General features: G+C 37.4%; 16 protein-coding genes and 1 other annotated feature. All 16 genes read left to right on the top strand.

Annotated features, from left to right (window positions below; translation table 11 throughout):
• The first annotated feature begins 13 nt into the window (after positions 1–13).
• The 16 genes from ftsW to C7Y47_RS03800 all read left to right on the top strand — a co-directional run bounded on the left by ftsW (position 14) and on the right by C7Y47_RS03800 (position 13,773).
• Positions 14–1,093 (top strand): putative lipid II flippase FtsW, encoded by a 1,080-nt coding sequence (gene ftsW / locus C7Y47_RS03875; RefSeq protein WP_142507550.1) that lies wholly within the window; start codon positions 14–16, stop codon positions 1,091–1,093.
• A gap of 21 nt (positions 1,094–1,114) precedes the next feature.
• Positions 1,115–1,936, top strand: a complete 822-nt coding sequence (locus tag C7Y47_RS03870; protein WP_142507549.1) for a cell division protein FtsQ/DivIB — start codon at positions 1,115–1,117, stop codon at positions 1,934–1,936.
• Complete coding sequence (locus C7Y47_RS03865) at positions 1,914–2,642, top strand: DUF881 domain-containing protein (protein WP_142507548.1); 729 nt, start codon at positions 1,914–1,916, stop codon at positions 2,640–2,642. Before C7Y47_RS03870 ends, C7Y47_RS03865 begins: the two co-directional genes overlap by 23 nt.
• 126 nt (positions 2,643–2,768) lie before the next feature.
• Entirely contained in the window at positions 2,769–3,488 is a 720-nt protein-coding gene (locus C7Y47_RS03860) for a DUF881 domain-containing protein (RefSeq protein ID WP_142507547.1), read from the top strand.
• 3 nt (positions 3,489–3,491) lie between these two features.
• Positions 3,492–3,863 (top strand): small basic family protein, encoded by a 372-nt coding sequence (locus C7Y47_RS03855; RefSeq protein ID WP_132357543.1) that lies wholly within the window; start codon positions 3,492–3,494, stop codon positions 3,861–3,863.
• 96 nt (positions 3,864–3,959) lie between these two features.
• The gene (gene ftsA, locus C7Y47_RS03850) at positions 3,960–5,243 is read left to right on the top strand and encodes a cell division protein FtsA (protein ID WP_142507546.1); all 1,284 of its coding nucleotides are present in this window, start codon (positions 3,960–3,962) and stop codon (positions 5,241–5,243) included.
• Between the two features lie 330 nt (positions 5,244–5,573).
• On the top strand, positions 5,574–6,731 hold the full coding sequence (ftsZ, locus tag C7Y47_RS03845) for a cell division protein FtsZ (protein ID WP_142507545.1): 1,158 nt from the start codon (positions 5,574–5,576) through the stop codon (positions 6,729–6,731).
• A 424-nt stretch (positions 6,732–7,155) separates the two neighbouring features.
• On the top strand, positions 7,156–7,989 hold the full coding sequence (locus tag C7Y47_RS03840) for a sigma-E processing peptidase SpoIIGA (protein WP_142507544.1): 834 nt from the start codon (positions 7,156–7,158) through the stop codon (positions 7,987–7,989).
• A 13-nt stretch (positions 7,990–8,002) separates the two neighbouring features.
• Positions 8,003–8,710: an RNA polymerase sporulation sigma factor SigE gene (sigE, locus tag C7Y47_RS03835; RefSeq protein WP_049668349.1), complete on the top strand. Its 708-nt coding sequence runs from the start codon at positions 8,003–8,005 to the stop codon at positions 8,708–8,710.
• 114 nt (positions 8,711–8,824) lie between these two features.
• On the top strand, positions 8,825–9,598 hold the full coding sequence (gene sigG, locus C7Y47_RS03830) for an RNA polymerase sporulation sigma factor SigG (protein ID WP_142507543.1): 774 nt from the start codon (positions 8,825–8,827) through the stop codon (positions 9,596–9,598).
• Between the two features lie 677 nt (positions 9,599–10,275).
• Positions 10,276–10,512 carry a PRC-barrel domain-containing protein gene (locus C7Y47_RS03825; RefSeq protein ID WP_049668351.1) on the top strand — a complete coding sequence of 79 codons (237 nt, stop codon included), beginning with the start codon at positions 10,276–10,278 and terminating at the stop codon, positions 10,510–10,512.
• A gap of 143 nt (positions 10,513–10,655) precedes the next feature.
• Complete coding sequence (locus C7Y47_RS03820) at positions 10,656–11,360, top strand: YggS family pyridoxal phosphate-dependent enzyme (RefSeq protein WP_305067635.1); 705 nt, start codon at positions 10,656–10,658, stop codon at positions 11,358–11,360.
• The gene (locus C7Y47_RS03815; protein ID WP_142507541.1) at positions 11,344–11,841 is read left to right on the top strand and encodes a cell division protein SepF; all 498 of its coding nucleotides are present in this window, start codon (positions 11,344–11,346) and stop codon (positions 11,839–11,841) included. Before C7Y47_RS03820 ends, C7Y47_RS03815 begins: the two co-directional genes overlap by 17 nt.
• Positions 11,842–11,861: 20 nt before the next feature.
• Entirely contained in the window at positions 11,862–12,140 is a 279-nt protein-coding gene (locus tag C7Y47_RS03810) for a YggT family protein (RefSeq protein WP_142507540.1), read from the top strand.
• A 225-nt stretch (positions 12,141–12,365) separates the two neighbouring features.
• Entirely contained in the window at positions 12,366–13,154 is a 789-nt protein-coding gene (locus C7Y47_RS03805; RefSeq protein ID WP_142507539.1) for an RNA-binding protein, read from the top strand.
• A 94-nt stretch (positions 13,155–13,248) separates the two neighbouring features.
• Entirely contained in the window at positions 13,249–13,773 is a 525-nt protein-coding gene (locus tag C7Y47_RS03800) for a DivIVA domain-containing protein (RefSeq protein WP_142507538.1), read from the top strand.
• 90 nt (positions 13,774–13,863) lie between these two features.
• Positions 13,864–14,085 (top strand) — a binding site (T-box leader).
• Positions 14,086–14,236 lie beyond the last annotated feature (151 nt).

Raw genomic sequence — 14,236 nt, 5'->3', positions numbered from 1 at the left:
TTGACTTGGAAGGATGGCAATACTGAGAGGGAAAGAAAGCTATTTATTGCTCGTCACAACATTGATGCTTTCTATAATCGGCATTATTTTCGTCTATTCTGCAGGTACCTATTGGAGTGCCGTTCATTATAGTGGAAAAATGCCGTTTTATATGAAGCAAAGTCTATACTTTGCGGTAGCTATTGTAGTGTTTTTAATCACTTTTCGATTAAATATTTTGAAAGAGCAGTCCTTTTGGAAAATGGCCTATATATTTTCGTTAATTTTACTAGTCCTTGTACTTATACCAGGAATTGGACTAGTTCGAAATGGTTCTCAAAGCTGGATTGGCATAGGTCCTTTAACAATTCAGCCAGCAGAGCTAACGAAAATTACAGTCATTGTATATATGAGCCATATTTTAGCACAGCATAAAACAGGTAAGTCGATTGTTAATTGGCGGCATGGATTGATTTTATTATTGCCTGTAGTACTTATTATGCTTCAACCTGATTTTGGTTCAGTATTTATTCTCGTTGTGTCTGTGTTTTTATTGCTTTTTGTAGCAGGGTATCCTTTAAAGCTTTATGCCATGTTTTTGATAGCTGGAATTGCTGGTTTAGTAGGCTTGATTGTTACAGCGCCATACCGGCTAAAGCGGATTGAGGCGTTTATCGATCCGTGGGTCGATCCTTTAGGCAGTGGGTTTCAAGCTGTACAATCATTAATGGCTATAGGCCCTGCTGGAATTTTCGGGCATGGTTTTGGACAAAGTAGGCAAAAGTTTTTATATTTACCTGAACCACAAAATGACTTTATTTACGCAATAATTCTTGAAGAGGTTGGATTGCTTGGTGGACTTGGTATTTTAGCACTTTTCGTACTGGTGATTTATGCAGGCTATAAATTTGCAGTGCGCGCTAAAACAAGAACATCATATTACGCAATCATCGGACTTGTAACAATGCTTGCCGTACAAGCATTTCTAAACATAGCAGTAGTGATTGGCTTAGTTCCTGTAACAGGTGTTACATTGCCTTTTATCAGCTATGGGGGAACATCTTTAGTAACAATGTGGCTAATAATAGGTATTATTTATCAATTAGCGAAATAAATATAAAGGAGGAGTACTTTTTTGGAGAAAGTAATTGACATAGAAGATCGCATACCTACGCTAAAAAAGCGACGAAAAAAGCGTACAAATCGGAAATTTATAGTGCTAATATTACTTTTCTTTATCGTGTTAGCAGTACTCCTTTATTTTCAATCTCCTTACAGTAAAATCAACAAAATAACAGTCAACGGTGCTCGATTAGTAGAAGAACAATATTATATGAAGACAAGTACTCTTACAACTGGGAAGTCGATGTGGGGATTTAAAGTAGAAGACGTAGAGAAAATATTACTAAAGGATAAATGGGTGAAAGAAGCACATGTTAAACGTAATTGGCTTCGGGGTGTGACAATAGATATTAAAGAATGGAAAAAGGTTGCTTACTTAGCTGGTGACGGTACTTATTATCCATTGCTTGAAAATGGCAAGCGCTTTGAACAAGTTGGGGATGATATCCCGATTGATGCACCTGTATTTATCGGCATAACTGGCGAAAAGACAATTAAGAAACTTGTCAAGCAATTAGCACAATTAAACCCAGAAGTATTAGCATTAATTTCTCAAGTCAATACAAATAGTAATGAAACAAATCCTAATGCAATCAAGCTCTATATGAACGATGGCTATGAAGTTCGTGCCGTTATTCAAACTTTAGCAGAAAAACTAAATCATTACCCTTCACTTGTGGCACAAATTCCAAATTTGGAGAAGGGGGTTATCGATTTAGAGGTCGGCTCGTATTATCGTCCTTTCAATACTGAGTACAACCAAGCAAATATTGATTTAGATCAAGATGCGGCCAACCAGGAAGTGAAAAAAGATGAACAACAAGAAAAAGAATAGCAAAGAAAATTTCTTTTCAAGAAAACAATTTCAGTTGCTTATTGTTTGTGTGACTATGGGGTTTATCATTGGCTATTCCTACAACCAGGCAAAAGAAAATCGAGATGCAGGTTCGACTAATAAGGAGCTTTTCGAGCAAGAGGAATCTTATCGTGAGGAGTTAATTGCACAACAAGAGCGAAATAAAGAATTATCAGAAGAGGCGAATGCTTTGCAAGAAAAAATTCGCAAGTATGAAAAATCGTTTGTCGCTAGCAAAAAGGCTTATACAAAGCTTGTTGAAGAAGCAGAGGATTTACGCTTGTTGTTAGGTGATTTAAATTCAGAAGGAAAAGGGATACGTATTACCCTTCAAGATGGTGATTACAATCCAAAATCTGCTAATCCTAATGATTATATCGTGCATGAAAGTCATATTTTTAAATTGCTCAATGAACTTAAAATTTCTGGTGCGCAAGCAATTGCTATTAATGGTCAACGTGTTTTAGCGAATTCTTATATACGCTGTAATGGACCAGTCATCACTATTGATGGCAAGCAACATCCAGCTCCATTCGTCGTCGAAGCTGTAGGAGATTCAGCAACATTAAAAGCTGCCTTAAACTTAACTGGTGGCGTTGTGGATCAATTATTAAATGACAATATTGTTGTATCATTAGAAGAAGATCAAAAGCTTGCAATGCCAAAAGCAAAAGTAGAAAGTTAAACGATTTCAAGTCAATATTTACAGATTAAATTTGGTTATAGCCTCTAGGTAGCTTATAGATTTGCAAAGTTTAAGATCTAAGGCGTAAATCTGTGAGGGGTTACGATACGTCTAGGAGGGGCTATTTTGAAAAAAAATATGTTTACCCGAATAACGATCGTGCTATTTATTATCGGTTTGATGATAGCGGTACAATACAATACCATAAAGCAACCAGCTGAGCGAGATACACGAGATATTTGGGCCATAAGAGAGGAATTAGCAGAAGAGAAGCAAAGGCATTCCGCATTATTAGCAGAAATTCGCTCACTTAATGAAGTAGTGGGTCGCTATGAGCAATCTGAGAAAGCAAATTTACAGTCAGCATTAAATGAAACGCTGAATCGTTTAAAACTACAGGCAGGGCTAACGGAAGTCACAAGTCCAGGAGTTATACTTCGAGTTGAACCAGCACCCGAATTAGTTGAAATGGGGTATGAAATCAAAGAAATTACACCTGATTTACTAACCCAATTACTAAATGCTCTGTTTAAAAACAATGCAGCAAGTGTCGCGATAGATGGAAATCGCGTTGTTCAGACGACAGCCATTCGAGACATAAATGGAAAGACTACAGTGAACAGTGTACCACTGTCCTCACCACCCTTTGAAATTTATGTTGGGACAAGCTCTTTTAAAGAAGCTCAAAAAATGTACAACTCGTTACAAGCTTCTACATTTATCGATTCCTTTTATTTGGATAACTTTAATTTATTAATAGAGGAACCATCTGAGCATTTAACAATCCCAGCATTTGATCAGCCATTGACAAATGATTATTTAACAGAGGTGGAAAAAGGAGAATAATATATGTGGCTACCATTTTTAGGTTTGATATTTGGACTTGCCCTTGGCTTGTTAACAAATATACAAATACCCTCTATATATGAAAATTATCTGTCAATAGCTGTTTTAGCAGCTTTAGATACATTATTTGGCGGTATTCGTGCTCAATTACAGCAAGTATATGACGATAAAGTATTTGTATCAGGATTCTTTTTTAATATAGCTTTAGCAGCAGGATTAGCCTTTTTAGGTGTGTATTTAGGGATAGATTTGTATTTAGCTGCTATTTTCGCTTTCGGAGTACGTTTGTTCCAAAATATAGCAATAATTAGGCGTATTCTACTAACTCGCTTAGATGAGAAACGTCATAAAAAGAACAAAAATTCCATAGAATGAGAGAAAAATTGAGCAAAATGCTCGATTTGCTTAGACATTATGCTGAATTTACAATAGAATGAGAATAAGAGCATTTTTTCAAGGAGGTGCAGCTAATTGAATCAGCAAGATTTATATATTTCTCTTGATATAGGATCCTCCTCTATCAAGGTATTAATAGGTGAAATGAGCGACGGCCAATTACATGTAATTGGAGTCGGAAATGTAAAATCGAATGGTGTTCGAAAAGGTGCAATTGTTGATATTGATGCAACAGTTCAATCGATTCGAAAAGCAATAGATCAAGCTGAACGAATGACAGGGTATCAAATTAATGAAGTCGTTTTAGGTGTTCCTGCTAACCAGACGATGTTACAACTAGTTAAAGGTGTTGTCGCTGTAAATAGTGAAAATAGAGAAATTACAGATGATGATTTAGATAGAGTGGTAGAATCTGCACAAGTCATGTCAATACCTCCTGAACGTGAATTAGTAAATATTATTCCAAGACAATTTATTGTGGATAATTTAGATGAAATAAAAGATCCGCGAGGTATGATTGGTATTCGTTTAGAAATGGATGCCACAATGATCACAACTTCCAAAACACTTTTACACAATGTTTTACGTTGTGTAGAACGTGCAGGTCTAAGTATTCGAGAAATCTATTTACAACCACTAGCAGCAGGTTACTTTGCATTAACAGAGGATGAAAAAAACCAAGGTACCGCTTTCATTGATTTAGGAGGCGGTTCAACGACTATCACAGTATTCGACGAAGGACTGTTAACTCATACGGGTGTCATTCCAGTTGGTGGCGATCATATTACGAAAGATATTTCAATCGTCTTAAAAACACCAACAGAACAGGCAGAACAAATTAAACATCAATTTGGACATGCCTTTTATGATGACGCATCAGATGATGAACTCTTCGAAGTACCAGTTGTAGGGACAGATTCAACAGATCAGTACAGTCAGCGCTTTATATCAGAAATAATTGGCGCTCGTTTGGAAGAATTATTTGAGTTAGTCATCGACGAGTTAGCCCGTCTAGGTGTTAGAGATTTACCAGGCGGTGTTGTTTTGACAGGAGGCGTTGCAAAGCTTGAGGGAATTGCTCAACTGGCACGCCAGATACTGCAAACACGTGTTAGAATATACACACCTGACTATATTGGCGTTAGAGAGCCTTCATTTACGACGGCAGTTGGACTTATTCGTTACGCCTATTTAGAAGATGATTTTTATGGAAAAAGTACAAATACGCAGCCTCTTGAATATGCAGTTGTAGGATCCCCTGCAGCCACACCAAAGAAGCAAGAATATGCTGCACCTTCAGAATCAAAAGGAAGCGTAATCGGAAGAGCAAAAAAATTATTTGATAAATTTTTTGATTAACTTCTTTCAGCAAATGTCCTTTGTACCGAAAGCGTAGCGACAGGTACAGAAGTCTCCACCTCTATAGGTGGTGAGATGAATTCGGATTTAAGCTACTTTTCAGCAGATGTCCAAACACCTGCCGAAAGAAGTTAATGCCTCCGGCGGATGTCACGGAATCGGAAAGGAGTTCTAAGAGGATGTTAGCCTAAAATCATCGCATCCATGCGATAACGGCTAACTGACCTGCTAAGCACAAAGCCGATTCCGGACGCAATTATACCGAGGCATAATTGATCTTGAATGCGTAATGAATGATACAGAGTCGAGTTACCGTGGGAGGAAAAAGAAATGTTAGAATTTGATACAAGTGTTGATCAACTTGCAGTAATAAAAGTCATTGGTGTTGGTGGCGGCGGTAACAACGCTGTCAATCGAATGATAGAACATGGTGTACAAGGTGTTGACTTTATCGCAGTAAACACAGATGCACAAGCGCTAAATTTATCGAAAGCAGAAATAAAGCTACAGATTGGAACAAAACTTACACGTGGATTAGGTGCAGGTGCAAACCCTGAAGTAGGGAAAAAAGCTGCTGAAGAGAGCCGTGAACAATTAGAAGAGGTTCTACGTGGTGCAGATATGGTATTCGTTACAGCTGGAATGGGCGGAGGAACTGGTACTGGTGCCGCGCCAGTAATCGCTCAAATTGCTCGCGATTTAGGAGCTCTTACAGTCGGTGTTGTAACGCGTCCATTTACGTTTGAAGGTCGCAAACGACAAACACAAGCTATCGGCGGTATTGGTGGCATGAAGGAGTCTGTTGATACTTTAATCGTTATTCCGAACGACAAGCTGTTACAAATTGTTGATAAATCTACGCCAATGCTAGAGGCATTCCGTGAAGCAGATAATGTTTTACGACAAGGTGTACAAGGTATTTCGGATTTAATTGCAACGCCAGGTCTTATTAACTTAGACTTTGCAGACGTAAAAACAATTATGTCTAACAAAGGTTCTGCGTTAATGGGTATTGGTATTGCTACAGGTGAAAACCGTGCTGCAGAAGCAGCTAAGAAAGCTATTTCAAGTCCTTTACTTGAATCATCAATTGATGGCGCAAAAGGTGTCCTCATGAATATTACTGGTGGCTCAAATCTAAGTCTATTTGAAGTACAAGAGGCTGCAGATATTGTAGCATCAGCATCAGACGAAGAAGTAAATATGATTTTCGGTTCTGTTATTAACGAAAATCTAAAGGATGAAATTATTGTTACAGTAATTGCGACTGGTTTCTCAGAGGAAGCTTTACAGCAACAGCGTAATCCTACACGACCGACGTTAAATACAAATAGACAAGCTGCACAACAACAGCAAGCTCCGATTCGTGAGCAACGTCAAGATGTGCATGTACAGCAAGAACAACCACGCCAAAATCAACAAAATTATGTACAGGATGACATGCTTGAGGTACCAGCATTTTTACGTAACCGTAAAAATCGCGGATAAATCAGCATTCAAACTTTAAAAAGCTCGTATTTTACATTATGTGAAATACGAGCTTTTTTGTGTTGTTGAAAAACTTGGTTGATTGGAGTGGAGACTGGGCGCCCCCCAGGAAGCTCTGCTCTGCGCGAAAGCGAAGCGGCAGCAACAAATGTTTTATCTGTGCGAAAGCGAAGCGGCAGCAACAAAGCGCACAGTCGGAACGGAAATCAACCCCTCGCCTTGCAGAAAAGCCATATACTTTATTTAATATGACAGCATAATTCATTGATATTCCCCTGACTATTTTCAATGACTTAAAAATTAATTATGTTCAAATGTGTAAGGAAAGGATGTATTTTGTCAAAACATTTTAATAAAATGATGCGATTGTTTGACAATATTTGTGGGAGTAACATGCTAACTTTGTATGTAGGAGGCGGCTGTTATGTATGGAGAATGGCTGGTGCTCATTAATACACTTTTTAATCTAGCGATACTCAAGTTTACGGCAAAAGTAACAGGGGTTTTTGTAAAGAACACAAGATTATTAATGAGTTCTATTTGTAGTAGTTTTGTAGCTGTAATAGGTGGGCAAATGCTGTTAACGACGCTACTGAGCTTTATCTTACTGATTGGACTAGCTTTTCGCTTCAAGATTCGAAGCTTTCAAAAGCAAGGACCAATCGTTTTAACAGCAACAATTATTATTGGTGGATTATTAACAGCATTACAACCGTATTTAAAGAATCTTTCTGTTGTCCATTTTATAATGATTTGCCTACTACTAGCTGTTGGTAATCTTGTAGCTTTTTATAAGCAATGGGGATTTGTAAAGCTTGAGCGGTTAAGTGGTCAGTTTGTGTTTGCTACGACGTTAAAAATTTTTGATGTAAAGATACCGCTTTCTGCATTTGTGGATACGGGAAATCAAGCGATTGAGCCACTATCAGGAAAACCTGTACACTTTGTCTCTTATGCAGCATTACGTCCACACTTACCTGCAGCATTTTGCAAATCATTATTAGAATGGCAAGAAACTGATCCGTATAATGTATCCATGTTTTCAGAAGATTATCAGCGTTATATTCGATTTATTCATGTCAATACAGTACAACAGCAATCGGTTGTATTAGGTTTTCGCTTTGAAGAGTGGCATATAAAGGGGGAGCACTCACAAGTGAAAACGAATGAATATATCGTTTTAACAAAAAAGGCTAAAAATTTTCCACATAGCACAGCAGCAATTTTGCATTTTTCAGCGCTTTCAAATAACTCATAGAGGGGGAGAACTATTGCTTCTTAGGCTACTTGCTAGCTTGAAAAAATTTTGGAGTAAGTTTCGGAGTCGTGAAACGTACTATATAGGGGGAAATGATTCATTGCCAGTGCCATTAAGTCGAGAAGAAGAAGTTACAGTCATTGCATCCTTTATGAATGGTGATTTACGAGCTAGAGATACACTAATTGAACGTAATTTACGTCTTGTTGTTTATATTGCTAGACGTTTTGATAATACGGGAACGCCGATTGAGGATTTAATAAGTATTGGCTCAATCGGTTTAATAAAGGCGATTGAAACGTTCAATACAGATAAAAATATTAAGCTTGCCACATACGCATCTCGTTGTATTGAAAATGAGATTTTGATGCATTTACGTAAAACAAGTCGCATGAAGGGTGAAGTTTCACTAGATGAACCATTAAACTCCGATGCTGATGGAAACGAGTTGTTATTGTCTGATATTTTAGGAACTGAAGAGCATATTATTTTAGACAATGTAGAGAAAAAAATTGAGCGTCAACATATGTTTCATGCCATTAATTTACTAGGTGCGCGTGAAAGATATATTATGGAATGCCGATTTGGCCTCAATGGAAAAATTGAAATGACTCAAAAAGAAGTTGCTGATCATTTAGGTATTTCGCAATCCTATATTTCCCGATTAGAGAAGAAAATTATTCAAGATTTACGTGAAAATCTGAATCAGCCAATATCTTAGAGAGGGAAATTTAACCTACCTAAAATTGGTCTTAGCTTTTGTGCATATTCTCGTTTCTCTCGGACAAACTGATGTAACGGTTTAGTCAGAGAATAACATCCGGAGGAATCGAATATGCGAACTAAAGTAGATCTTTGCGGCTTAGATACATCGACTTTGCCAATTTTAAAGCACGAGGAAATGAAAGAACTATTCATTCGTTTACAAGCTGGAGAAAATGAGATTAGGGAAGAGCTTGTAATGTGCAATTTAAGGTTAGTGCTCAGTATAGTCGGTAGATTTGCCTACAGGGGTGAACAGGCAGATGATTTATTTCAGGTAGGCTGTATTGGCCTCATGAAAGCTATTGATCATTTTGATTTGAAACATAATGTACGTTTTTCAACATATGCTGTTCCAATGATCATTGGTGAAATTCGTCGCCATCTGCGTGATCATCATGCATTGCGCGTTTCTCGTTCTTTAAGAGATATTGCATATAAAGCAATGCAGGCAAAAGAACAATGGATAACCGATAATTTACGAGAGCCAACAATTGAAGAAATTGCTGAAATGATTGACATGAAAAAGGAAGATGTTTTATTTGCTTTAGATGCCATTCAAGACCCAGTTTCCTTACAGGAACCCATTTATTCAGACGGTGGAGACGCTGTTTATATGATGGACCAATTACGTGATGATGATGTATCGGAAGATCAATGGGTTGCCTACGTGTCAGTAAAGGAAAGTTTGCAAAAGTTAGATGACCGTCAACAAATGATTGTTGCAAAGCGTTTTTATTACGGTGAGACACAAACTGAAATTGCAAAAGAATTGGGGATTTCTCAAGCGCAAATTTCACGTCTAGAAAAAAATGCAATTGAAACAATGCAGAAAGATTATAAGTGAAAAAAATGCGCACCCGAATTCTCGGTGCGCATTTTAATTTATATCAATGAAATAGAGTATAGCTCTTGCAAAAATGAGGAGTTGATTTCCATTCCGACTGGGCGCTTTCCTGGGGGCGATGAGCCGCTTCACTCGCGTTGCTCGCTCCAGGGTCTCGGGCCAACAGGATGTTACGAAGGCGTTATCACAGGACGTGATGCTTTAGCCTTCGTTCCTCTATATCGCTGATCCCCAAGGAGTCGCCCAGTCTCCACTCCAATCAACTAATTCATATAGCATGTATCCTCATCCAATCGCTATAATTTAAGTGATAAAACGTTACTTTAGCAAAAAGGTATGTTGTTATAGCGTCCACTATTGAATTTCTACGCTATCGCTGATTGGAGTGGAAGGCTACTCGACTCCCGTGGGAAAGCGAGACAGTCGAGACCCTGGACGAAGCGAATGTTTTCCGTGCGAAAGCGTAGCGGCAGCAACGAAGCGGAGGAAGCGGCTCGACGCTCGCCCACAGGAAAGCGAGTAGCCTGGAACGGAAATCACCTCTTCTTTTTGCCAAAGAGAGATTCCTTAATCATTTCATTTTCATTTAAACAACAATAAACACATAAATATATAGAGAAAACATAGTTTGTTGAGATAAAACGATGTTGAGAGTAATTGATTTAGGGAGGGATAAAATGCGTTTCTCGATGTTACAGCAAAAAGAAGTTATTGAAGCAGGCAATGGACGCTTTTTAGGATTTGTGGTAGATGCAGAGGTTTCCAAAGAAACAGGCTATGTAACGGCTTTTATGATTGCAGAACCCCGTAAATATCTAGGCTTTTTTCGCGGAGAAGAATCTGTTAGGAAAGTGTATATGAAAGATGTACTTGTAGTGGGGAAAGATGTAATTTTAGTAAAAGCACTATCCTAAAGAGAAAAATATTTATACAAATTAAGCAATTTTAAAGCATAGGCAGGGTATAAGTACTTTCACATAGTCCAGGCTATTCATTGATAATTCAAGCATTGCTTGTTACAATAAAAGAAACTATTGTTGTAAAGTTGGGAAAAACAGTGACAAAAATCTTAGTAAATTTGAAGAAAATTAATGATCTTATACAAACAGCAAAAAAACGTGCAAATCGTGAAACGGAAAAAGTCCAAGTTATTGCAGTGACAAAAGAAGTTTCTGTAGAAAGAACACAAGAAGCAATTGATGCAGGGCTTATACATTTAGGTGAGAACCGTCCTGAAGGCTTAAATCGTAAAATTGAAACGATTCAAGCTGATGTATATTGGCATTATATCGGGTCTTTACAAACCCGTAAGGTCAGACAAGTTATTAACAGTATTGATTTTTTACATTCATTAGATCGTTTGAGTTTAGCACAGGAAATTGAAAAAAGAGCAGACAAACCTGTCAAATGTTTTGTACAAGTTAATGTATCTGGCGAGGAAGCAAAACATGGTTTATCGATTGAAGAAGTCCTGCCTTTTATTGAATCATTAAAGGATTTTACAAAAATTCAAATTGTTGGTTTAATGACAATGGCACCAAACACAGATGAGGATACAATTATTCGCTCTGTTTTTAAGCAATTAAAACAATGTCAACAGCAAATAGCCGAGCAAGGATTCGCGCACGCTCCTTGTACCGAGTTATCAATGGGCATGTCTAATGACTTTGAAATTGCGGTAGAAGAAGGGGCTACATTTGTTCGAGTTGGAACGGCTCTTGTTGGATATGAAAGAAGGGAACAGGATGAGCATGAAAAATAAAATTAAAAATTTCTTTTATCTTGAGGAAGAACTAGAAGAAGAAATCACGCAAGCTCCTATTCAACAGCAACAACCCGTACAACAACAGCAACAGATTCAATCTGCGAAGCCTAAAAAAGTTATGAAGGAGCGTAAAGCACAAGTTCAGGAAATTTTTCCACAAAGTACAACACCTACAAACAACATAGTAAGTTTGCAGGCAGCAATGAATTCTAAAGGCGCAAAAGTTGTCTTAGTTGAACCTAGAGTTTATGCCGAAGCACAGGATATTGCTGAACACTTGAAAAATAAGCGTGCAACGATCGTCAATTTACAACGTATTGAGCGAGAGCAAGGTGTACGAATTATTGATTTTTTAAGTGGCACAGTTTATGCACTTAGCGGTGATATCCAAAGAATCGGTAAAGACATTTTCCTATGCACACCTGATAATGTAGAAGTGTCTGGCGAAATTTCAAATTTTATTTTAGACGATAATTAATAGCGAGGATTGTAGTTTATATGGATTTATGGATAATTCTAAGTTATATATCATTAGCATTTAACGTGTATTCTTATATGTTAGTTGGATATGTTTTAATGTCATGGGTGCCTGCTGTACAAGATTCAGCAATTGGCCGTTTCCTTAAAATAGTATGCGAGCCTTATTTGGGTATTTTCAGGAAATTCATCCCTCCGATTGGGATGATTGACATTTCACCGATTGTGGCGATTTTTTTACTTAATTTTATTAAAAATGGGCTTTTTATTGTTATTCAAAAAATATACTTTATGTTTTAATAAAAGAAATCCTCACGAACGGTGGGGATTTTTTATTTATGGGGAATACTAAATTTAAACAATATTTAGTGGTGATCTCCCTAGAACTCCTAAGCAGGAGCAGCAAGAACCCTGTGCGAAGCGGCTCGTCGGATGCCCAAGAACGGAAATTAACCCCTTTTTATAAATCCTTAAAATACCAATGAAATTGTACAAATAAAAGAGTCATAATAGAGGTGAAGTTATATGGAGCATTTAATACAGCATTTTAGGAAAGATGAACAGCCTTTCATTGAACAAGTTGTAGGCTGGCAGCATGAGGTAGAGGATCGATATGCTCCAAAGCTTACTGATTTTCTAGATCCTCGACAGCGCTTTATTGTAGCATCGATAATTGGGCAGTATGATACATTAAAAACAGCTAGTGCTGGGCTCTTTGATGAAGCAGAAAGACAACGCATGCTGATTTATCCTACTTATTATGAGCCTATGGAGGAAGATTTTCAGCTTACAGTATTTACGATTCAATATCCTGTGAAATTTGTCCAATTAAGCCATCCAGATGTCCTTGGAGCTTTGTTATCTTTAGGATTGGATCGTGGCAAATTCGGTGATATTCGTGTCAGTGACCATCATGTACAATTTGTAGTAGCGATTGAGGTGGCTGAATATGTACGCTTACATTTAACAGGCATTGGCAGGGTAAAGGTACATGTAGAATCGATTAAAGAGACGGAGCCATTGCTACAAAACGAGGATGAGTGGCTAGAAGAATCTCATACTGTTTCTTCTATGCGTTTAGATGTGATTATTTCAACGATTTTAAAAATTTCTCGCCAGAAGGCACAAGCATTAATTACAGGTAAAAAGGTACGTGTCAATTGGACTGAACGAGATTCAGTTGCTTTTGAATTACAAGAAGGAGATATTTTATCTGTACGTGGAAGTGGTCGTATAAAAATGATGCTGACTGAAGGTCGTACAAAAAAAAATAAAATTCGTATACAAATCGGTCGATTGACCCAAAAAAGCTAAAAATCAGTGAATTCCATTAATTTTTACTGCTAAGTTGTTGGAACAATTGTATAATAGAAAGTACGAATGTACATGTAAAGGAGAGAAGGATCGTATGCCATTATCACCTATTGATATACATAATAAGGAGTTTACTAAATCTTTCAGAGGTTATGCCGAAGATGAAGTAAATGAATTTTTAGATCAAATTATCAAAGACTATGAAATTTTGTTACGTGAAAAGAAGGAAGTAGACAGACAACTAGAAATTTCCTTAGAACAAGCGAGACATTTTAACACATTAGAGGAAACGTTACAAAAATCAATTGTTGTTGCACAAGAAGCAGCTGATGAAGTACGAAGAAATTCTCAAAAAGAGGCTAAACTCATTGTGAAGGAAGCAGAAAAAAATGCTGATCGTATTATCAACGAGGCTTTAACAAAGGCTCGAAAGGTGACAATTGAAATTGATGAGCTGAAAAAGCAATCAAAGGTATTCCGTAATCGTTTTAAAATGCTTGTAGAAGCACAGCTTGATTTATTAAATGCTGACGATTGGGACCATTTGCTACAATATGATATTGACCTTACTGAAATTCAAGCATCTGTTGAAGAAGCACAGGAAGCTGATCAAGTTTAATCCTATAGTAGGTAGCAATAAGTGAAACTTGACGTGATTGTATGATTTTCATATACTAATGTAATAGTAATTATTTTGAACACATATGCAAAATAGGCAGAGACGAAGACAGTATTTGTTAGGCGTAGTTAAGCGATTTGGGGATAGTGTGAGCCCGAACAGCAAATAACAATGAACATCACTTCTGAGCTAAAATAACTGAATGCAGTAAGTTATTTCGTGATGCACAACGTTAATGTGCTTTAAGAGTGGTAGTACGATTTTGTGCTACAATTAGGGTGGTACCGCGAGTATAAGCTTCTCGTCCCTTTGAGGGATTGAGGGGCTTTTTTTATGTTCAAATGGCGGAAGGCTTCCATTTTTAGTCGTGTGGCTCTATACTTTCGTTATTGAAAAGTATTGATTTTGCTAATAACTAAAACTTAAAACGTATGCCGTGAATATAAATTATCATGCACACCCT

Origin of the sequence: Lysinibacillus sphaericus (genome assembly GCF_006864135.1) — a bacterium.
Lineage (GTDB): Bacteria > Bacillota > Bacilli > Bacillales_A > Planococcaceae > Lysinibacillus.
Note: the sequence above shows the minus strand (reverse complement) of the source record. Positions and strands in the feature narration are given on the sequence as shown.

Bases quoted from the DNA above. Each gene is read 5' to 3' on its own strand.
- ftsW (WP_142507550.1), top strand. From the start codon at position 14: ATGGCAATACTGAGAGGGAAAGAAAGCTATTTATTGCTCGTCACAACA.
- C7Y47_RS03865 (WP_142507548.1), top strand. From the start codon at position 1,914: ATGAACAACAAGAAAAAGAATAGCAAAGAAAATTTCTTTTCAAGAAAA.
- C7Y47_RS03855 (WP_132357543.1), top strand. From the start codon at position 3,492: ATGTGGCTACCATTTTTAGGTTTGATATTTGGACTTGCCCTTGGCTTG.
- ftsZ (WP_142507545.1), top strand. From the start codon at position 5,574: ATGTTAGAATTTGATACAAGTGTTGATCAACTTGCAGTAATAAAAGTC.
- C7Y47_RS03840 (WP_142507544.1), top strand. From the start codon at position 7,156: ATGTATGGAGAATGGCTGGTGCTCATTAATACACTTTTTAATCTAGCG.
- sigG (WP_142507543.1), top strand. From the start codon at position 8,825: ATGCGAACTAAAGTAGATCTTTGCGGCTTAGATACATCGACTTTGCCA.
- C7Y47_RS03825 (WP_049668351.1), top strand. From the start codon at position 10,276: ATGCGTTTCTCGATGTTACAGCAAAAAGAAGTTATTGAAGCAGGCAAT.
- C7Y47_RS03815 (WP_142507541.1), top strand. From the start codon at position 11,344: ATGAGCATGAAAAATAAAATTAAAAATTTCTTTTATCTTGAGGAAGAA.
- C7Y47_RS03810 (WP_142507540.1), top strand. From the start codon at position 11,862: ATGGATTTATGGATAATTCTAAGTTATATATCATTAGCATTTAACGTG.
- C7Y47_RS03805 (WP_142507539.1), top strand. From the start codon at position 12,366: ATGGAGCATTTAATACAGCATTTTAGGAAAGATGAACAGCCTTTCATT.
- C7Y47_RS03800 (WP_142507538.1), top strand. From the start codon at position 13,249: ATGCCATTATCACCTATTGATATACATAATAAGGAGTTTACTAAATCT.